Source organism: Stenotrophomonas sp. 116085_Sma (assembly GCF_056479585.1).
On the sequence record NZ_CM151057.1, the window covers coordinates 1,806,651 to 1,825,710 of the forward strand.

Here is a 19,060-nt window from a genome sequence, read left to right on the forward strand (position 1 = left end):
ATCAGCCGAGGATTCCCGGCAGATCCAGTCCCTTTTCCTTCGCGCAGTCGATCGCGATCTCATAACCCGCATCGGCATGGCGCATCACGCCAGTGGCCGGGTCGTTCCACAGCACGCGGCCAATCCGCTTCGCCGCCGCTTCGGTGCCATCGCAGACGATGACCATGCCGGCATGCTGCGAGAAGCCCATGCCGACGCCGCCACCGTGGTGCAGCGACACCCAGGTCGCGCCGCTGGCGGTATTGAGCAGGGCGTTCAACAGCGGCCAGTCGGACACTGCATCGGAACCATCGGCCATCGCCTCGGTTTCGCGGTTCGGCGACGCCACGCTGCCGCTGTCCAGGTGGTCGCGGCCGATCACCACCGGTGCCTTCAGTTCACCGTTGGCCACCATCTCGTTGAAGGCCAGGCCCAGACGATCGCGATCACCAAGGCCGACCCAGCAGATGCGCGCCGGCAGGCCCTGGAACTTGATCTTCTCGGCGGCCATGTCCAGCCAGCGGTGCAGGTGCGGGTTGTCCGGAATGAGTTCCTTCACCTTGGCATCGGTCTTGGCGATGTCTTCCGGGTCGCCACTCAGCGCCGCCCAGCGGAATGGGCCGATGCCACGGCAGAACAGCGGGCGGATGTAGGCCGGCACGAAACCGGGGAAGTCGAAGGCATTGGCCACGCCTTCTTCCAGCGCCATCTGCCGCAGGTTGTTGCCGTAGTCCACGGTGGGTACGCCCAACGCGTGGAAACCGAGCATGGCGCGGATGTGGTTGGCCATCGACGCGCGCGCGGCCTTCTCCACTTCCTTGGGGGCGGACACGCGCTTGTCGTCCCACTGCTCGACGGTCCAGCCCTGCGGCAGGTAGCCGTTCACCGGGTCGTGCGCGGAGGTCTGGTCGGTCAGCAGGTCCGGCTTCACGCCGCGGTTGAGCAGTTCGGCCAGCACGTCGGCAACGTTGCCGAGCAGGCCCACCGACTTCGGCGTTCCGGCCTTGCACGACTCCTCGATCAGGCGCAGCGCTTCGTCAAGATTGTCGGTCCAAGTGTCCAGATAGCCGGTGCGCAGGCGCATGTCGATGCTGCTCTTGCGGCACTCGACGGCCAGGCAGGAGGCGCCGGCCATCACGGCAGCCAGCGGCTGTGCACCGCCCATGCCGCCCAGGCCACCGGTGAACAGCCACTTCCCGGTCAGGTCGCCACCGAAATGCTGGCGGCCCATTTCCACGAAAGTCTCGTAGGTGCCCTGCACGATGCCCTGCGCGCCGATGTAGATCCAGCTGCCGGCGGTCATCTGGCCGTACATGGCCAGGCCCTTCTTATCCAGCTCGTTGAAGTGGTCCCAGTTGGCCCAGCGCGGAACCAGGTTGGAGTTGGCGATCAGCACGCGCGGCGCATCGGCATGGGTGCGGAACACGCCCACCGGCTTGCCCGACTGCACCAGCAGGGTCTGGTCGTCGTCCAAGCGCTTGAGCGTTTCGACGATGGCGTCGAAGCTCTCCCAGTCACGCGCGGCGCGGCCGATGCCGCCGTACACCACCAGTTCCTGCGGCCGCTCGGCCACGTCCGGGTGCAGGTTGTTCATCAGCATGCGCAGCGGCGCTTCGGTCAGCCAGCTCTTGGCGTTCAGCGTGGTGCCGGTCGGCGCGGCGATGGTGCGGGACGGGTCGTTGCGGGTCATGCGGCGCTCCGGTTCGTAGCGAATTCAAGGCAGGCATTGAGCACCTGCGCCAGGGTATGGCGCAGCGGTGCGGCGTGGTCGGGGTCGAGCGGGGTGGGCCAGCTGTGTTCGTCCACCTGATCCGGCAGGGGTTCGTGCATGTAGCCACGGCAGGCCAGCTCCATCTGCAGGCTGTGCACGCCGCCGGCGATGTTGCTGTAGTGGCGGGTGATCCAGCCACCCTTGAAGCGGCCGTTGCGCACCTGGCTCATGCCACTGATCTTCAGCAGGTTCTCCACCACGTCGCTCAAGGCGTTGTCGCAGGACGTGTCAGGTGCGCCGGACGGGCCAGCGGTGCCCAGGTTGAACTGCGGCAGCTCCCCGTCGAACAGATGCGGGATGTGTGAGCGGATCGAGTGCGCGTCGTACACCACCACGGTGCCGTGGCGTTCACGCAGACGCGTGATCTGCGAAGCCAGCGCATCGTGGTAAGGCAGGAAATACGTGTCGCGGCGACGGGCGATTTCTGCGTCGTCCGGTTCGCGCCCGGCGTGGTACAGCGGCTGGTTGTCGAAGGTGGTCAGCGGGCACAAGCCGGTGGTGTTCTGGCCCGGGTACAGCGACACGCCGCTGGGATCGCGGTTGAGGTCGATCACCGAACGTGAGATCGCCGAGCGCACTGTGGTCGCGCCCATGCCGCGCACGAAGTCGTACAACTCGTGCACCCACCAGTCGGCGTCGCGGCGTGCCAGCCACGGCGAGTGGTAGTCGCCGATCAGGTCGTGCGGCACCTCGCTGCCGGTATGCGGGAAGCTGACGATCAACGGGGCGTGGCCCTCGTGCACCGTCAACCATTCGGGATGCGTGTTCATGCCTGCGGTTCCACGGTCGGCAACAGGTCGGTCAGGCCACGTGCCAGCGCGCCGCTGTGCACCAGGTGGGTGGCGGTCACCATGTCCGGGTGGAAGTAGCGGTCTTCTTCCAGCGTCGGCACCTGGGCACGCAGGGTGGCGCGCACGTTCTCGAGCGCGGCGCTGGAGCGCAGCGGGGCATGGAAATCACAGCCCTGCGCGGCGGCCAGCAGCTCGATGCCGATCACGTTGGCGGCGTTCTCGGCCATCTGCATCAGGCGGCGTGCACCGTGCGCGGCCATCGACACGTGGTCCTCCTGGTTGGCCGAGGTGGGGATCGAATCGACGCTGGCCGGGTAGGCGCGCTGCTTGTTTTCCGAGACCAGCGCGGCGGCGGTCACCTGCGGAATCATGAAGCCGGAATTCAAACCCGGGCGCGGGGTCAGGAAGGCCGGCAGGCCGGACAGCGCCGGGTCCACCAGCATCGCCAGGCGGCGCTCGCTGATCGAGCCGATCTCGCACACCGCCATCGCCAGCATGTCAGCGGCGAAGGCCACCGGCTCGGCGTGGAAGTTGCCGCCAGACAGTGCTTCGCCGGTATCGGTGAATACCAGTGGATTGTCGGACACGCCATTGGCTTCGATTTCCAGCGTGGTCGCGGCCTGGCGCAGGATATCCAGCGCCGCGCCCATCACCTGCGGCTGGCAGCGCAGGCAGTACGGGTCCTGCACGCGCACGTCGTTGTCGCGGTGCGATTCGCGGATGTCCGAGCCCTGCATCAGCGTGCGGAGCGTGGCGGCGGTGGCGATCTGCCCGCGCTGGCCACGGATGGCATGGATGCGCGGATCGAACGGCGTGTCCGAACCCTTGGCCGCTTCCACCGACAACGCGCCGGTGACCAGTGCCGCCTGGAACACGGTTTCGATGTCGAACAGGCCGGCCAGCGCATAGGCGGTGGAGAACTGGGTGCCGTTGAGCAGCGCCAGGCCTTCCTTCGCGCCCAGTTCGATCGGCTGCAGGCCGGCACGCGCCAATGCGTCGGTTGCGGGCAGGCGTTCGTCACCGATGAACGCTTCGCCCACACCCAGCATCACGCTGGCCAGGTGCGAAAGCGGTGCCAGATCGCCGGAAGCACCCACCGAGCCCTGCGCCGGCACCACCGGCAGCACGCCCTTGACCAGCATCGCTTCCAGCAGCAGCAGCGTTTCCTCGCGGATGCCCGACGCACCCTGCGCCAGGCTGACCAGCTTCAGCGCCATCATCAACCGCACCACGCTGGCCGGCATCGGCTCGCCCACGCCGGCGGCATGCGAGAGCACGATGTTCCGCTGCAGGGTGGCCAGGTCTTCGCGCTCGATGCGCACGCTGGCCAGCTTGCCGAAGCCGGTGTTGATGCCATACACCGGCGCGCCCTTGGCGACGATGGCGGCCACCGCCGCAGCGCTGGCGCGCACCACCGGCAGCGCAGCCGGGTCCAGTGCAAGCGGCGCACCGCGATAGACCTGCCGCCACTGGGCGAGAGTGACATGGCCGGGGCGAAGAACCAGGGTGTTGCTCATGTGTTGCTCCAGGAGGCAGGCAGGTCGGGCTGACCGCGCACCACGCGCGCGTGCAGCGGGTTGAATCCAATGCGATAGACCAGATCGGCGGGGGCGTCGATGTCCCAGATCGCCAGGTCGCAGTCCATGCCGACAGCGAGTCGGCCGAAGCGCTCTCCATGGCCAAGCGCGCGCGCCGCTTCACGGGTGAAGCCGGCGATGCACTCGTCCACGGTCAGGCGGAACAGGGTGGCGCCCATGTTCATCGCCAGCAGCGGGCTGGTCAGTGGCGAAGTGCCCGGGTTGCTGTCGGTGGCCAGTGCCAGTGGCACGCCGGCCGCGCGCAATGCAGCGATCGGCGGCAGGGTGGTATCGCGGGTGAAATAGAAGGCGCCCGGCAGCAGCACGGCCACGGTGCCGGCGGCGGCCATCGCGGCGATGCCAGCGTCATCCAGATGTTCAATGTGGTCGGCGGAGAGCGCACCGAAGCCGGCCGCCAGTTCGGCACCGTGCTGGTTGCTCAGCTGTTCGGCATGGATCTTCACCGCCAGCCCGTTCGCACGCGCTGCCTCGAAGACCTGCCGTGCCTGCGCCGGGGAAAACGCGATGTTCTCGCAGAACACATCCACCGCTTCGGCCAGGCCTTCGGCAGCAATGGCCGGAATCATCACGCTGCACACCTCGTCGGTGTATTCCTGCGCTTCGCGGCCCGGCGGAATCGCGTGCGCGCCGAGGAAGGTGGTCACCACGTTGACCCGGCATTCCTCACCCAATGCACGCGCCACCTGCAGCTGCTTGCGTTCGTCGGGCAGGGTCAGGCCGTAGCCGGACTTGATCTCAAGGGTGGTCACGCCCTCGGCGCGCATTGCCAGCAGGCGCGGCCGGCTTTCGCGGGCCAGCTGTTCCGGTGTGGCGGCACGGGTGGCGCGCACGGTGGAGACGATGCCGCCGCCGGCACGGGCGATGTCGGCATAGCTGACGCCCTGCAGGCGCTGCTCGAATTCGTTGGCGCGGTTGCCGGCGTAGACCAGGTGGGTGTGGCAGTCGATCAGGCCCGGCGACATCCAGCGGCCCTCGCCGTCAATGCGGGTGGTCGGCTGCAGGTGGGCGTCGCTGCCGGCCGGGCCGACATGGACGATGCGGCCGTCGGCGCAGGCCAGCACGCCATCGCGGATGACACCCAGCCCCTCGCCATCAAGGGTGATCAGGTGGACGTTGGACCAGAGGGTTTCGACGTGCATGGCATCCACAATGCGGCTGTGCTTATATGTCTATACAATATAGGCGTCCATTTCGGGTTGTCCAGCCATGTCCGATTCGCGTTCCCTGCTCAGTTTCCATGCCGCCCACGCCTTGCTGGCCGAGGGCTGGGCCCGTGATGTCCGCCTGCAGGTTCAGGACGGCCGCATCACCGCGATCAGCACGGGGCAGGGCGCGCAGGACGGTGACACCCGCGTCGGCATTCTGGTGCCGGGCCTGCCCAACCTGCACAGCCACGCCTTCCAGCGCGGCATGGCCGGCCTGACCGAGATCGGCGGCGGTGACGGTGACAGCTTCTGGAGCTGGCGCGAACTGATGTACCGCTTCCTGGCCCATCTGCGCCCGGACGCGGTGCAGGCCATCGCCGCCCAGGCCTACATGGAAATGCTGGAAAGCGGCTTCACCCGCGTCGGCGAATTCCACTACCTGCACCACGATGCCGACGGCCGCGCCTATGCCAACCGCGCCGAGATGAGTGCGCGGATCGCGGCGGCGGCCGATCAGACCGGCATCGGCCTGACCCTGCTGCCGGTGTTCTATGCGCATGCCGATTTCGGCGGGGCAGCGCCGAATCCCGCTCAGCGTCGCCTGATCCACGATGTGGACGGCTTCGCGCAGTTGCTGGATGCCGCCAAGCCGGCATTGGCCGCGCTGCCCGATGCGGTGCTCGGCATCGCACCGCACAGCCTGCGCGCTGTCACGGGCGAGGAACTGGGTGCGTTGTTGCCGCTCACCGATGGCCCGGTGCACATCCATATCGCCGAGCAGATGCGTGAAGTCGAGGCCTGCCTGGCGTGGAGCGGCCAGCGCCCGGTGCAGTGGCTGTACGACCACGCACCGGTCGATGCGCGTTGGTGCCTGGTGCACGCCACCCACATCACCGACGACGAGCGTGCCGCCATCGTGGCCAGCGGTGCCGTGGCCGGGCTGTGCCCGATCACCGAGGCGAACCTGGGCGACGGCCTGTTCCCGATGCAGGCCTTTGCGCGCGAGGGCGGCCGTTTCGGTGTCGGCTCCGATTCCAACGTGTTGATCGATGCCGCCGAAGAACTGCGCCTGCTCGAATACGGCCAGCGGCTTACCTTGCGCGGGCGCAACGTGCTGGCCCCGGATGCCACCCGCAGTACCGGTCGTTTCCTGTTTGAAGGCGCACTGCACGGTGGTGCGCAGGCGCTGGGCGTGGCTGCTGGCCTGCAGGTCGGCGCCAGCGCCGATCTGGTTGAGCTGGACGCCGCGCACCCGGCGTTGCAGGCGCGGCAGGATGACGCATGGCTTGACAGCTGGGTGTTCGCCGCACGTAATGGCGCGCTGCGATCGGTCTGGCGGCATGGCCGCCAGTGCGTGGCCGAGGGCCGCCACCTGCAGCGCGAGGCGATCACCACCGCCTTCGCCGCCGCCCTGAAGGGCGTGCTGGGCTGATCGCCTCCGCCACCGGGACCCCATTACGTGAAGGCCAGCAAGTCCGCCACGCTCAACCAGCGTATCCGCAGCGATCTGGAAAGCCGCATCCTCAGCGGGGAGTGGGCGCCGGGCTTCCGTATTCCCTACGAGCACGAGCTGATGGAACAGTACGGCTGCTCGCGGATGACGGTGAACAAGGTGCTGACCGCGCTGGCCGAGAGCGGCATGATCGAGCGCCGCCGTCGTGCGGGTTCGTTCGTAGCGCGGCAGCCGCCGCACCTGGAGCAGGTGGCGCTGGAAATTCCCGATATCGCCATGGAGGTCGGCTCGCGCGGCCACCTGTACGGCTACCGGCTGCTGCAGCGCGAGCTGCGCCTGGCCGAAAGCAGCAATGCCGGCGAGGTGGAGCTGGCCGGCCAGCAGCAGCTGCTGGCGATGCGCTGCCTGCATCTGGCCGATGGCCGCCCGCTGGCACTGGAGCATCGCCTGATCAGCCCCGTCGGCGTGCCCGAGGTGCTGGAGGTCGATTTCAGCACCACCGCGCCTGGCAGCTGGCTGCTGCAGAACGTGTCGTGGACGCGCGCGCAGCACCGCATCAGTGCCTGGGGCGCGGACACCGCCAGCGCCCAGCTGCTGGACGTGAAGCCCGGCACCGCCTGCCTGGTGATCGAGCGCCTGACCTGGCGCGGCGAACAGCCGATCACCCGCGTGCGGCAGGTGTTCCTGGGGGATGCCTGGGACCTGGTGGCGCGCTTCGCGCCGGGCGCGCGATAGGGATTCCATCCACGCATGGCGTGGATCAACGGGTCTGGAACGGCTGTCGTCTTGAACTCTGTTGATGCGTGTGTACGATGTGTATCGTCCCTGCATGAAGAGCAGGGACCTCATCCGGGATCTGGAGGCGGCAGGTTGGACCTGTTGCAGGATTCGGGGATCCCATCATGTATTCGTGCACCCGCACCGGTCCCACATCATCACCGTGCCTCACCCCCAAAAGGATCTGGGCAAGGGTCTGGTGCTGGCGCTGCGGAAACTGGCAGGACTGACGTAGGAGGTCCCATGCGCTATCCAGTCTTGATTGAGGCCGGCGATGAACGCACCGCGTGGGGTGTCATCGTTCCCGATCTGCCGGGGTGCTTTTCGGCGGCCGACACGCTTGACGATGCACTCAGTGCGGCCGAGGAATCTGCGCTTGCCTGGATCGATGCGGCCCTGGATGAGGGGCGCTCGATTCCGAATCCTTCTGCGCCACAGAAGATCGTCGCCGAGGCTCCCAGTGGTACGGCCTGGATTCTTGCCTACATCTGCATTGATCCATCCCTGCTGGACGACACCATCGAGCGGGTCAACATCAGCCTGCCGCGTCGTATCTTGGCGAGGCTGGATGCGCAGGCCAGGGCGGCCGGCGAATCCCGCTCCAGTTACATTGCGCATCTCGCGGCGTTGGGCTGAGCAGGCGCCATGTAGAGCCGAGCCCATGCTCGGCTGCTGTTCGCGTGATGGGCGATGAGTCGGGGGATTCGTGCATCGGGATTCAGTAGATCCACGCCATGCGTGGATGCTCGCCCCCATCAATACGTGGCGCACTGCCGCCAGCGCACCGGCTCGTTCACGCCGGGGCGGGCATTGAGCTGGATGCGCACGTTGCGCAGGGCGGGGTAGTGCAGCACTTCCTCGCACACCTGGGGCCACACCGCTTCCAGTTCGCCGGTGCGGTTGATCGCCAGCGTCTGCCGGGTCAGCCAGACGCCGCTGGCGATGCCGGGCTTGCCGGCCAGGGCGCGGGCCAGGTCCGACTGGAAGCGCTCCAGCGTGGCGGCATCCGGATTGGGATTGCTGCGCGCGTCCGTTGCGGGTGCTGCAGCCGCTGGCGCAGCCGCCGGGGGTGCGGTGGCCGGGGTCTTTTCCAGAGCGGGCTCAACCGCAGGTGCCGGTGCAGCCGGCAGGGCCGTTGCCGGCGCAGGCGCAGCAGGCGGGACTTGCTCCACATGCAGGCCCTGCAGGCCGAGTCCCAGCAGCAGCCCCAGCGTTGCCGAACCCAGTGCGGCAATGGCGATCCGGCGAAGCGCTTCATGCCGGGCGCTGGCACGTACACGCGCTTCGATGTCGCCGGGCAGGTAAGGCTGCAGCAACGGCCACAGGCGGGGGCCATCAAGGACTTCCACCGCCTGCTTCTCGGCGGCGCCGCGGCCGTCGCGTTCGATCCGGCCCTCGGTCAGCAGCACGCCGCCCTTGGCGCCGGCCAGCCGCGCGGCGGCACCCAGCTCGTTCACTGCCGCGGTGCCGATGCGATAGGCCAGGCCGTGCTTGCAGGACACCAGCCACTGGTTGGGGCCGTCGCTGAGCAGGAAATCGCTGCTCGGCTCGCGGGATTCCTCGGCCGGGTCATTCAGTTCACGCAGGCCGCGCTGTTCCCGCAGCGCGCGCTTGACCAGCACCGAGAACTCGCGCCAATGCATGCCGGCCAGCGCCTGCAGGCCCAGTTGCATCTCCTTCTGCCGCCGCTTGATCCACCACAGATAGACAACGGCCAGGGAACAGGTAAGCAGGGCCGACAGCAGGGCCAGGATCCAAGGAAGCATGCAGGAGGTGCGCGGAAGGGGCGAATGCGGAAGACGACAGTGTAAAGGTCGCACTATCCGGCTGGGTCAGGACGTTCCTGACAGGAAGCGTGACGGAACGCTCAGATCGGCATATGGCAGGCACGAAAAACCCGCCAATCCTGAAGCCGTGAGGGGAGGGAACAAACGGCAGCCGAAGCGATTGGCGGGTTGCTCGCGATTGTCAATCAAAATTTATTGCATTGCAACAATCGATGTTCAGGGCACGCTGCCCGGCGACTGATGGCTGCCCGGTGCGGGGGCATCGGCGCCCGAGGCCGCACGGTTTTCCAGCTTGGCCAGCCGCGCGTGCAGGGCGTCGATACGGGCTTCCAGCGCGGTCACCTCGTCGGCAGTGGGCACGTGCAGGCGCTTGAGCACGCCCTGCACCTGGTCGTCGAAGGCCTTTTCGACCTTGTTCCAGGTACCGGAGGCCTTCTCGCGGGCCTCATCCAGTGAGGTTTCCACGTTGTCGCGCCAGCCCGGACCCTGTTCGCCATTGCGCTCACGGCGGCGGGCTTCCCAGGCTTCGCCTTCCTTCACCAGGCCATCGAAGAAGCGGCTGCCCTCGGCCTGTGCGCGGCCCAAGGCCCCCAGGCCAGCCAGCCAGACCTGCTGGGCCGAGTCGCTGAGCCTGCGCGAGAAGCGCTCGGCCTGGTCACCGAACGAGGCGTCGTCGTTGCGGCGGTCATCGTTTTCGTACTGGTTCATCGCACTTCCCGTGGGAGTTGGGCCTGGCCCGAGAGTAGCGCGCGTTGGCGTTGCACGGCCGTGACGGCCGCCGCCGGGGTTCAGCCCAGCTTTTCCTTCAGTACGCGCTGGATCTCGCCTTCCACCATGCCTTTCATCGCCGACAACAGGAAGCCCAGCTTGGCGGTCACGTGCACGGCGCCCGGCTGCAGCTCGATCGCACCATCCACGCCGCTGCCGGAAAAGTTCAGCACGTCGGCGGTCCAGGACGACTTCAGGCCGAAGCGCTCGGACAGCTTGGCGGCGACCTGTTCGATCGCGGCGCGTGCCTGTGCGTCGGGCAGGGCGTGGGCGTGGCGGACATCGATGGTGGACATGCAGGCTCCTGGCGCAGGGCGGGGATGATCTATGAGGGCGAGCATTGTGCGCATCGAGGGGCGTCGCGCCAAGCACTCATCGCAGGTTCTTCTTCGTTGGCGGCCAACCTGCTAGGCTGCGCCGCGTGCAGAACCTGCTTGTTCACTTCAGTCAACAACAACAGCCCGACCAGCCGCTGCGGCCCGGGGTGCAACGCATCGTGCGCCAGGCCAACGGCAGTGTGCGGCTCGGCGACGCCGGCCACGGCGCCCTGCTGCTGGCGCAGTTCTGCATGGACGATCGCGGCCTCTGGCTGCAGGTCGGCAACGGTATCCGTGGCATCCATGTGAATGGTCGACCAGTGCGCCGCATGGCCCTGCTGCGTGCAGGCGACGCGGTGTATGTGGACGGCGTGGAGATGGTGCTGCAGGGCGAGGTCGAGAGCCTGCTGCAGGCACCCGCGCCGAAGAACGATGACGGCAGCGACGAGCAGCAGCGCCTGCTGCGCGGTGTCGGCGGCCTGCATCATGGCCGCAGCTTCACCCTGTCGCGGGCCCGCCTGGTCGGTCGCGGCAGTGAGGCCGACATCGCCATCGACGACCCGGCCTTCGCCGAACAGCACGCCCGCGTGGAAGTGCACGGTGATCGTGTGTTGCTGCGCGACCTCGGCAGTGCCGACGGCACCCGGGTCAACGGCGTGGCCGTGCGCCACTGCTGGCTGCAGGCCGGCGATCAGGTGGTGTTCGATGGCCAACACCGTTTCGTGCTGGAAGTGCCGCATGATCCACGTCGGCGTCCGCTGCCGGCCGAGGACGAGTCCGGCGAGGACGCAGAACAAGCGCCGGTGCTGCCGGTGACACCGCGCAGGGTCCGGCGCTGGCCGTGGCTGCTGGCCAGTGCCTTGTTGCTGGCGGCAGTGCTCAGCCTGCTGCTCTGGTTCGGCGCGCGCTGATCCGCATCCGCCGGGTCCGCTCTGGTGGGTGCCGACCTTGGTCGGCACGTTCCTCAGGCGGGCATGACGCCTGACGGCGTACGCCGACCAAGGTCGGCGGCTACCGGAGCATTGCTGCTGGTAGATGGATTCCAATGAAACCAAATTTCCCTTGCGCCACAAGGCCGCAAGGCTGGTGCACTGCGGCATACTAGGGGTCTTGCCCCACAGGTGTGACATGACGCGCGCGTTCAACTTCAGTGCCGGCCCTGCAACCTTGCCGGAATCGGTCCTGCGCCAGGCGCAGGCGGAAATGCTGGACTGGCACGGCTCCGGTGCCTCCATCGTGGAAATGAGCCATCGCGGCGCGGAATTCATGTCCGTGGCTGCAGAGGCCGAGGCCGACCTGCGGCGCCTGCTCGACATCCCCGACGACTATGCGGTGCTGTTCCTGTCCGGTGGTGCCACCACCCAGCAGGCGCTGATCCCGCTCAACTTCGCCAGCCCCGGCCAGCGTGCCGACTACGTGGTCAGTGGCCACTGGGGCAAGACCGCGGTCAAGCAGGCCGGGGTCTACGTCGACGTCAACATCGCCGCCAGCAGCGAGGCCGATGGCTACCGCACGCTGCCGCCGCGCGCCGACTGGCAGCTTTCGCCCGGTGCGGCCTACGTGCACATCACCGCCAACGAGACCATCCACGGCGTCGAGTTCCGTGATGTACCCGACACCGGCAACGTCCCGCTGATCGCCGATTTCAGCTCGTCCATCGCCAGCGAACCGCTGGATGTGCGCCGCTACGGCGTGATCTACGCCGGCGCGCAGAAGAACCTCGGCCCGGTCGGCATCGCGGTGATGATCATCCGCCGCGACCTGCTCGAGCGCACTGGCCAGCCGCGCGCGGACATCTTCGACTACCGCTCGCACGTCGCCCGCGATTCGATGCTCAACACCCCGCCGACCTGGAACTGGTATCTGGCCGGCCTGGTGTTCAAGTGGATGCTGGCCGAGGGCGGCGTGACCGAGTTCGCCAAGCGCAATGCCGCCAAGGCCGCGCTGGTGTACGGCGCCATCGACGGCTCCGGCGGCTTCTACCGCAATGAGGTCGCACATGCGGCCCGTTCGCGGATGAACATCCCATTCTTCCTGCCCGATGCCGAACTCGACGCCCGCTTCGTGGCCGAAGCCAAGGCCGCCGGCCTGCTGGCGCTGAAGGGCCACAAGGTGGTCGGCGGTATCCGGGCCTCGCTGTACAACGCCATGCCGCTGGCCGGGGCCGAGGCGCTGGTCGCCTTCATGGCCGATTTCCAGCAGCGTCACGGTTGAGCAATGAATGGCGCGCACCGTCGGGTGCGTGCCCCGCAACAGGGAATTCCGATGGCAAGCAGCAAATCCAGCAAGAAGGCGCCGAAGAAGGCCGAACCGGCCAAGGACAGCGCCTCCACCAAGGCCAAGGGCAAGAGCACGTCCAAGGCCGCGTCGAACCCGGCGCCCACCCTGGCGCCGCTGGCGCTGGCCGATGTGCGCTCGAAGATCGACCAGATTGACCGCGACATCCAGAACCTGATCGCCGAGCGCGCGCGTTTCGCCCACCAGGTCGGCAAGGCCAAGGGCAAGCTGGCCGCCGCCGTGGACTACTACCGCCCCGAGCGCGAAGCGCAGGTGCTGCGCATGGTGGTGGACCGCAACGAAGGCCCGCTCAGCGACGAGCTGCTGGTGCACGTCTACCGCGAGATCATGTCGGCCTGCCTGGCCCAGCAGGAGCCGCTGAAGATCGGCTACCTCGGCCCGGAAGGCACCTTCAGCCAGCAGGCCGTGCTCAAGCACTTCGGTCGCTCCGCGCTGGGCCTGCCGATGGCCAGCATCGAGGAAGTGTTCCAGGAAGTGGAAGCGGGCAACGCCGATTTCGGCGTGGTGCCGGTGGAAAATTCGGGGCAGGGCACCATCCAGATCACCCTGGACATGTTCCTGACCTCGAACCTGAAGATCTGTGGCGAAGTGGAACTGCGCGTGCAGCAGTACCTGATGTCGCGCAGCGGCCGCATCGAGGACATCGAGCGCATCTACGCGCACCCGCAGTCGTTCATGCAGACCTCGGCGTGGCTGCGAGCCAACCTGCCGAAGGCCGAAAAGATTCCGGTGTCGAGCAATGCCGAGGGTGCACGCCGTGCGCGCAACGCCGACGACGCGGCGGCCATCGGCGGCGAGAGCGCCGGCCATGTGTACGGCCTGAAGAAGGTGGTCACCAAGCCCATCCAGAACGATGCCGACAACACCACCCGTTTCCTGGTGGTGGGCCGCAACATCTTCCCGACTTCCGGCCACGACCGTACCTCGGTGCTGGTGTTCATCCATGACAAGCCCGGTGCGCTGTTCGACGTGCTCAGCCCGTTCGCCCGCCACGGCATCAGCATGAACCGCATCGAGTCGCGCCCGTCGCACCACGGCAAGTGGGAATACGGCTTCTTCATCGACCTGGCCGGCCACATCGACGACGCGCCGATGCAGGCTGCCCTGGCCGAACTGGAAGCGCACTCGGCGCAGATCAAGGTGCTCGGCTCCTACCCGGTGGCCGTGCCCTGAGTGCTGCTGCGGCGGCAACAGCCGCCGCTCCCTGATGCATCGCCGGCACTGCCGGTGTTTACGGAATGATCGAACGATGAGCAACGCGCAACACTGGATTGCCCGCAAGGGCCAGCCGCTGCAGGGCAGCCTGACCATTCCCGGCGACAAGTCGGTCTCGCACCGCTCGGTGATGTTCGCTGCGCTGGCCGATGGCACCTCGCATATCGAAGGCTTCCTGGAAGGTGAAGACACCCGCGCCACCGCGCGCATCTTCAGCCAACTCGGCGTGCGCATCGAAACGCCCAGCCCGTCGCAGCGCATCGTGCATGGTGTCGGCATCGACGGCCTGCAGGCCCCCAGCGCACCGCTGGACTGCGGCAACGCCGGTACCGGCATGCGCCTGCTGGCCGGCCTGCTGGCAGGCCAGGCGTTCGGTTGCACGCTGATCGGCGATGAGTCGCTGTCGGGCCGCCCGATGCGCCGCGTCACCGGCCCGCTGTCGCAGATGGGCGCGAAGATCGACACCCAGGACGACGGCACGCCGCCGCTGCAGGTGCATGGCGGCCAGTCGCTGCACGGCATCGACTTCGCCTCGCCGGTGGCCAGCGCACAGATCAAGTCGGCGGTGCTGTTGGCCGGACTGTACGCGCAGGGCGAAACCCAGGTGACCGAACCGCATCCGACCCGTGACTACACCGAGCGCATGCTGTCGGCGTTCGGCGTGGATATCGAATTCTCGCCGGGCAAGGCGTGCCTGCGTGGCGGCCAGCGCCTGCGTGCCACGGACATCGTGGTGCCGGCCGACTTCTCGTCTGCGGCGTTCTATCTGGTGGCCGCCAGCATCATTCCCGGCTCCGAACTGCGCCTGAAGCAGGTTGGCCTGAACCCGCGTCGCACCGGCCTGCTGCACGCGCTGCGCCTGATGGGCGCGGACATCACCGAAGAGAATCCGGCCGAGCAGGGGGGTGAACCCGTTGCCGATCTGGTGGTGCGCTACGCCCCGCTGAAGGGCGCGCGCATTCCGGAAGCGCTGGTGCCGGACATGATCGACGAATTCCCCGCGCTGTTCGTGGCGGCCGCGGCCGCAGAAGGCCAGACCGTGGTGAGCGGTGCGGCCGAGCTGCGGGTGAAGGAATCCGACCGTCTTGCGGCGATGGCCACCGGCCTGCGCGCGCTGGGCATGCAGGTGGACGAAACCGAAGACGGTGCCACCCTGCACGGCGGCGTGCGCCTGGGCAGCGGCACCATCGAAAGCCACGGCGACCATCGCATTGCCATGGCGTTCGCCATTGCCGGCCAGATCAGTGACGGCGAAGTGCGCATCAACGATATCGCCAACGTCGCCACGTCGTTCCCGGATTTCGACGGCCTTGCGCGCAGCGCCGGTTTCAACCTGGCCTGACCGGCACCGCAACCGCCGGGCGTGGCCCGGCGCTACCGGACACGGTGTGGGTAGCGCCGGGCCATGCCCGGCGGATCGCATTCCGCGGTAGCTGCCGACCTTGGTCGGCACGTTCACATCACCCGGTAGGTGCCAACCTTGGTTGGCACGTTCACATCGCCCGGTAGGTGCCGACCTTGGCCGGCACGCTTTTCCGCATAAAAGGACGGAGGCCGAAGCCTCCGTCTAAACATCACGAACCCCTCGTCCGCGATCAACGCTGCTCGGTACGGAAATCCACCGGGACCCGCACCACGCTGGCGATGGCACGGCCTTCGTGCATCGCCGGCTGGAACTTCCAGTTCTGCACAGTGCTCAGCACTGCGCGGTCCAGATCGCGACTGCGCTCGCCGCTGCGCGAAACGATCGCGGCATTGGCGACGTTGCCGCGGGTATCGACACTCAGGCTGGCGATCACGCTGCCCTGCACGCCACTACGCAGCGCGGCGGCGGGGTAGGTGGGCATGCGGTTGCTGGCCAGCGGCCGGGCCTCACGATTGCGCACTACCGGGGCGGCCTTCCGCGAAGCAGTAGCGGGGGCTGCCTGGGGCGCGGCAGGGGCCGCTGCATCCGTCACCGCTGCCTCCTCGGGGGCGGGAAGCATGCGCTCACCAACTGGCGCCGGTGCCACGTCTTCCTGGTTCGAATGACGCAGCCAGAGCAGGGCGGCCGCAAACATCGCCACGATCAGCGCGATCCACATCCAGGGCGACGTGGGTTTGTGCTGCAGGTTGGAATCTTCCTGCAGATGCGGCGAATGAAGGTCTTCGTGGGTGGTGGCAGCCATCGCTAACTCCTTCCGTCAATGGACGACATGGGAAGTGTTGCGCGAGCCACGGACGAGAAGTGTCAGCGTTGCGTCAACGCCACCGGCAGGGTTCAGTTTGCCTGCCGGGAAGCGTTCAGTTACTGCGTCTTGAAGTCGAACGGCACTTCAATGCTGCCGGGGACGGCCTGGCCGTTGCTCTGCGCCGGAGTGAAGCGCCAGCGGCGCACGGCGTCTGTGGCGGCACGGTCGAGCTCGCGTGAACCGCTGCGCTGGATCACCGTGGCGTTGTTTGGATAGCCAGTGGCGTCCACGTCCACCCGCACCACCACGGTGCCGGTCTCGCCAGCGCGCAGCGCGGCAGCCGGGTAGGCGGGTGGCGGCGACTGGCCGGCAATCGGCATCGGCTGGCTGTTGCCGGTGGCCGCCGGCGCAGGGCCCGGTGCGGCCGGGGTTGCTTCAGCGATGGGGGCAGGCGGCGGTGGGGCCGTTTCGACCAGCTTTGGTGCTTCTTCCTCTACCGGGGCCGGCTTGGCATCGGGCATGTCGCTGGAACCGGCCGCAGCGGCCAACGGCTCCGGCAGGGGCTCGATCTGGGCGGTTTCCTGCGGGGTCTGCGCGGCAGGATCGGCGCGGAAGAACTCCTTGTCGCGACCGGTCAGCCAGACCAGCACGAACAGCAGCACGCCCACCCCGAAGGCGATACCGGCGATCTTCAGGGCATTGCGCGGGATATGCACAGTGAACGACTTGGCGGACGACGAGCGGGGTGCAGACATGGACCGGACCAGTACGGAATGGCTCGATTCTGCCACGGCGGGAATGAACCGGGCGGCAGAAATCCGTATAACAAGCGATAATCCCATCCCTGATACCCACCACGACACCTGCCATGCTTGATCCAGCCCTGCTCCGTCACCAGCCCGCCGACCTCGCCGAACGCCTGCGCACCAGCCGCGGCTTCGAGCTCGACGTGTCTGCCTTGGAGTCCCTGGAGGCCGATCGCAAGCGCATCCAGGTGCGGACCCAGGAGCTGCAGAGCCTGCGCAACAGCCGTTCCAAGGCCATCGGCCAGGCCAAGGCCAAGGGCGAGGACGTTTCGGCCATCATGGCCGAGGTTGCCGCCTTCGCCGACGAGCTGAAGGCCTCGGAAGTGGCGCTGGACGAGCTGCGCGAGAAGATCGAAGCGATCTCGATGGGCATTCCGAACCTGCCGGCCGATGACGTGCCGGCCGGTGCCGACGAGAACGACAACGTCGAGCAGGCGCGCTGGGGCACCCCGCGCCAGTTCGATTTCAAGGTGCTTGACCACGTCGAACTGGGCGCCCGCAACGGGTGGCTGGACGGCGAGACCGCGGCCAAGCTGTCCGGCTCGCGCTTCACGGTGCTGCGCGGCCCGATCGCGCGCCTGCACCGTGCGCTGGCCCAGTTCATGGTCGACCTGCACACCGGTGAGCACGGCTATGAGGAAACCAACGTGCCGCTGCTGGTCAACGCCGATTCGCTGCGCGGCACCAGCCAGCTGCCGAAGTTCGAGGACGACCTGTTCAAGACCGCCGTGGGCGACTCCACGCGTTACCTGATCCCGACCTCGGAAGTGCCGCTGACCAACATCGTGCGCGATGAGATCGTCGACGCCGAGCGCCTGCCGCTGCGCATGACTGCCCACTCGATGTGCTTCCGCGCCGAGGCCGGCAGTGGTGGCCGCGACGTGCGCGGCATGATCCGCCAGCACCAGTTCGAGAAGGTCGAGCTGGTGTCGATCAGCCGCCCGGAAGACAGCGATGCCGAGCACCAGCGCATGACCCGCTGTGCCGAAGTGGTGCTGGAAAAGCTGGGCCTGCCGTACCGGAAGGTGCTGCTGTGCACCGGCGACATGGGCTTCTCGGCCATCAAGACCTACGACCTGGAAGTCTGGCTGCCGTCGCAGCAGACCTACCGCGAGATCTCCTCGTGCTCGAACTGTGGTGACTTCCAGGCCCGTCGCATGCAGGCGCGCTGGCGCAACCCGGCCACCGGCAAGCCGGAACTGGCACACACCCTGAACGGCTCGGGCGTGGCGGTCGGCCGCGCGATGATCGCGGTGATGGAGAACTACCAGAACGCCGATGGCAGCATCACCGTGCCGGAAGCGCTGCGCCCGTACATGGGTGGGCTGGAAACCATCGCCTGACAACCGGCGCGTTGCGCCGCCGCCCGAGCATAGGCTCGGGCGCTACAGATCCATGTAGAGCCGAGCCTATGCTCGGCTGCTCCTGCCCATCGCCGGCCGCATTGATTGTGGGCGCTCGGCGCCGCCGCCGAGCATAGGCTCGGGCGCTACAGATCCATGTAGAGCCGAGCCTATGCTCGGCTGCTCCTGCCCATCGCCGGCCGCATTGATTGTGGGCGCTTGGCGCCGCCGCCCGAGCATAGGCTCGGGCGCTACAGATCCATGTAGAGCCGAGCCTATGCTCGGCTGCTCCTGCCCATCGCCGGCCGCATTGATTGTGGGCGCTCGGCGCCGCCGCCGAGCATGGGCTCGGCGCTACTGGGTTTCTGTTGCCCGCAGCTTCTCCAGGGGTACCCATCCCGGTTCGCCGGTCTCCGGCACGCACCACGCCCAACCATTGAGCGTGCGCAGCCCACGCAGCAACTGCCCGGGATCCACATCCAGTTCCCGCGCGCAGTAATCCTCCGTGGCAAACGCGTCACCCTGCGCATCGCGACCGATCACCGGTGCCGGCACGAATCCGGGCTGCTGCCCCTCGGCCTCGCACAGGAACCAGTCCTTCCAGCCCTCCGGGCCTTCATAGCGTTTGCCCACCGCCAGCGCCTGGCCGCGGCGCAGGGTGATCGGGTGTGGAAATTCGCTGCGGTGCGCAGTGGTCACGATGTAGTTCATGGCCCACTGTACCGTTTCCGCCGGGCATGGCCCGGCGCCACCTTCCGGATCCGATAGCGCCGGGCCATGCCCGGCGGGCGGGAATCGGTCCACAAAAAAACGGCCCCGCAGAGCGGGGCCGTCAGGGTGG

Annotated in this window: 19 protein-coding genes; 9 read left to right on the forward strand and 10 right to left on the reverse strand. The window is 67.6% G+C overall.

Annotated features, from left to right (window positions below; translation table 11 throughout):
* Nucleotide 1: 1 nt before the first annotated feature.
* Genes hutU through hutI form a run of 4 tightly spaced genes read right to left on the reverse strand, consistent with a single transcriptional unit; the run spans nucleotide 2 to nucleotide 5,278 of the window.
* A complete protein-coding gene (gene hutU, locus ACZK0Z_RS08360; protein ID WP_049427583.1) occupies nucleotides 2–1,669 on the reverse strand; it encodes a urocanate hydratase in 1,668 nt (555 codons plus the stop codon).
* Complete coding sequence (gene hutG / locus ACZK0Z_RS08365; protein WP_197633278.1) at nucleotides 1,666–2,520, reverse strand: N-formylglutamate deformylase; 855 nt, start codon at nucleotides 2,518–2,520, stop codon at nucleotides 1,666–1,668. The genes hutU and hutG overlap by 4 nt, the downstream gene beginning before the upstream one ends.
* Nucleotides 2,517–4,058 carry a histidine ammonia-lyase gene (gene hutH / locus ACZK0Z_RS08370; RefSeq protein WP_197633279.1) on the reverse strand — a complete coding sequence of 514 codons (1,542 nt, stop codon included), beginning with the start codon at nucleotides 4,056–4,058 and terminating at the stop codon, nucleotides 2,517–2,519. Before hutH ends, hutG begins: the two co-directional genes overlap by 4 nt.
* Nucleotides 4,055–5,278 (reverse strand): imidazolonepropionase, encoded by a 1,224-nt coding sequence (gene hutI / locus ACZK0Z_RS08375; RefSeq protein ID WP_197633280.1) that lies wholly within the window; start codon nucleotides 5,276–5,278, stop codon nucleotides 4,055–4,057. Before hutI ends, hutH begins: the two co-directional genes overlap by 4 nt.
* A 67-nt stretch (nucleotides 5,279–5,345) precedes the next feature.
* Between hutI and ACZK0Z_RS08380 the strand changes: the two genes are divergently transcribed.
* The 4 genes from ACZK0Z_RS08380 (at nucleotide 5,346) to ACZK0Z_RS08395 (ending at nucleotide 8,150) form a co-directional block, all read left to right on the forward strand.
* Nucleotides 5,346–6,716 (forward strand): formimidoylglutamate deiminase, encoded by a 1,371-nt coding sequence (locus ACZK0Z_RS08380; protein ID WP_197633281.1) that lies wholly within the window; start codon nucleotides 5,346–5,348, stop codon nucleotides 6,714–6,716.
* Nucleotides 6,717–6,743: 27 nt separating this feature from the next.
* The gene (hutC, locus tag ACZK0Z_RS08385; RefSeq protein ID WP_049427593.1) at nucleotides 6,744–7,472 is read left to right on the forward strand and encodes a histidine utilization repressor; all 729 of its coding nucleotides are present in this window, start codon (nucleotides 6,744–6,746) and stop codon (nucleotides 7,470–7,472) included.
* A gap of 94 nt (nucleotides 7,473–7,566) precedes the next feature.
* Entirely contained in the window at nucleotides 7,567–7,749 is a 183-nt protein-coding gene (locus ACZK0Z_RS08390; RefSeq protein WP_049427608.1) for a type II toxin-antitoxin system HicA family toxin, read from the forward strand.
* 8 nt (nucleotides 7,750–7,757) lie between these two features.
* Complete coding sequence (locus tag ACZK0Z_RS08395) at nucleotides 7,758–8,150, forward strand: type II toxin-antitoxin system HicB family antitoxin (RefSeq protein WP_197633282.1); 393 nt, start codon at nucleotides 7,758–7,760, stop codon at nucleotides 8,148–8,150.
* Between the two features lie 119 nt (nucleotides 8,151–8,269).
* Here the strand turns inward: ACZK0Z_RS08395 and ACZK0Z_RS08400 are convergent, their stop codons facing one another.
* The 3 genes from ACZK0Z_RS08400 to ACZK0Z_RS08410 all read right to left on the reverse strand — a co-directional run bounded on the left by ACZK0Z_RS08400 (nucleotide 8,270) and on the right by ACZK0Z_RS08410 (nucleotide 10,365).
* Nucleotides 8,270–9,280 (reverse strand): restriction endonuclease, encoded by a 1,011-nt coding sequence (locus ACZK0Z_RS08400; protein ID WP_197633283.1) that lies wholly within the window; start codon nucleotides 9,278–9,280, stop codon nucleotides 8,270–8,272.
* Nucleotides 9,281–9,517: 237 nt separating this feature from the next.
* Nucleotides 9,518–10,009, reverse strand: a complete 492-nt coding sequence (locus tag ACZK0Z_RS08405; RefSeq protein WP_197619785.1) for a phasin family protein — start codon at nucleotides 10,007–10,009, stop codon at nucleotides 9,518–9,520.
* A gap of 80 nt (nucleotides 10,010–10,089) precedes the next feature.
* Nucleotides 10,090–10,365 carry a polyhydroxyalkanoic acid system family protein gene (locus tag ACZK0Z_RS08410; protein ID WP_197619786.1) on the reverse strand — a complete coding sequence of 92 codons (276 nt, stop codon included), beginning with the start codon at nucleotides 10,363–10,365 and terminating at the stop codon, nucleotides 10,090–10,092.
* A 125-nt stretch (nucleotides 10,366–10,490) separates the two neighbouring features.
* On the opposite strand from ACZK0Z_RS08410, the gene ACZK0Z_RS08415 reads away from it, so the two are divergent.
* The 4 genes from ACZK0Z_RS08415 (at nucleotide 10,491) to aroA (ending at nucleotide 15,241) form a co-directional block, all read left to right on the forward strand.
* Nucleotides 10,491–11,297 carry an FHA domain-containing protein gene (locus ACZK0Z_RS08415; RefSeq protein ID WP_197633284.1) on the forward strand — a complete coding sequence of 269 codons (807 nt, stop codon included), beginning with the start codon at nucleotides 10,491–10,493 and terminating at the stop codon, nucleotides 11,295–11,297.
* A gap of 217 nt (nucleotides 11,298–11,514) precedes the next feature.
* Nucleotides 11,515–12,600, forward strand: a complete 1,086-nt coding sequence (serC, locus tag ACZK0Z_RS08420; protein ID WP_197633285.1) for a 3-phosphoserine/phosphohydroxythreonine transaminase — start codon at nucleotides 11,515–11,517, stop codon at nucleotides 12,598–12,600.
* A gap of 51 nt (nucleotides 12,601–12,651) precedes the next feature.
* The gene (gene pheA, locus ACZK0Z_RS08425; protein ID WP_057503311.1) at nucleotides 12,652–13,857 is read left to right on the forward strand and encodes a prephenate dehydratase; all 1,206 of its coding nucleotides are present in this window, start codon (nucleotides 12,652–12,654) and stop codon (nucleotides 13,855–13,857) included.
* A 76-nt stretch (nucleotides 13,858–13,933) separates the two neighbouring features.
* Nucleotides 13,934–15,241, forward strand: coding sequence for a 3-phosphoshikimate 1-carboxyvinyltransferase (gene aroA / locus ACZK0Z_RS08430; RefSeq protein WP_336339826.1), 1,308 nt, complete (start codon nucleotides 13,934–13,936; stop codon nucleotides 15,239–15,241).
* Nucleotides 15,242–15,494: 253 nt separating this feature from the next.
* Here aroA and ACZK0Z_RS08435 read toward each other — a convergent pair whose 3' ends face one another.
* Both ACZK0Z_RS08435 and ACZK0Z_RS08440 read right to left on the reverse strand, forming a co-directional pair.
* Nucleotides 15,495–16,067: an energy transducer TonB gene (locus ACZK0Z_RS08435; RefSeq protein ID WP_049430059.1), complete on the reverse strand. Its 573-nt coding sequence runs from the start codon at nucleotides 16,065–16,067 to the stop codon at nucleotides 15,495–15,497.
* 119 nt (nucleotides 16,068–16,186) lie between these two features.
* On the reverse strand, nucleotides 16,187–16,825 hold the full coding sequence (locus ACZK0Z_RS08440) for an energy transducer TonB (RefSeq protein ID WP_049430060.1): 639 nt from the start codon (nucleotides 16,823–16,825) through the stop codon (nucleotides 16,187–16,189).
* A 113-nt stretch (nucleotides 16,826–16,938) separates the two neighbouring features.
* Between ACZK0Z_RS08440 and serS the strand changes: the two genes are divergently transcribed.
* The gene (gene serS, locus ACZK0Z_RS08445) at nucleotides 16,939–18,219 is read left to right on the forward strand and encodes a serine--tRNA ligase (RefSeq protein ID WP_049430061.1); all 1,281 of its coding nucleotides are present in this window, start codon (nucleotides 16,939–16,941) and stop codon (nucleotides 18,217–18,219) included.
* A 354-nt stretch (nucleotides 18,220–18,573) separates the two neighbouring features.
* Here the strand turns inward: serS and ACZK0Z_RS08450 are convergent, their stop codons facing one another.
* Nucleotides 18,574–18,930, reverse strand: a complete 357-nt coding sequence (locus tag ACZK0Z_RS08450; protein ID WP_197619788.1) for an SH3 domain-containing protein — start codon at nucleotides 18,928–18,930, stop codon at nucleotides 18,574–18,576.
* Between the last annotated feature and the right edge of the window lie 130 nt (nucleotides 18,931–19,060).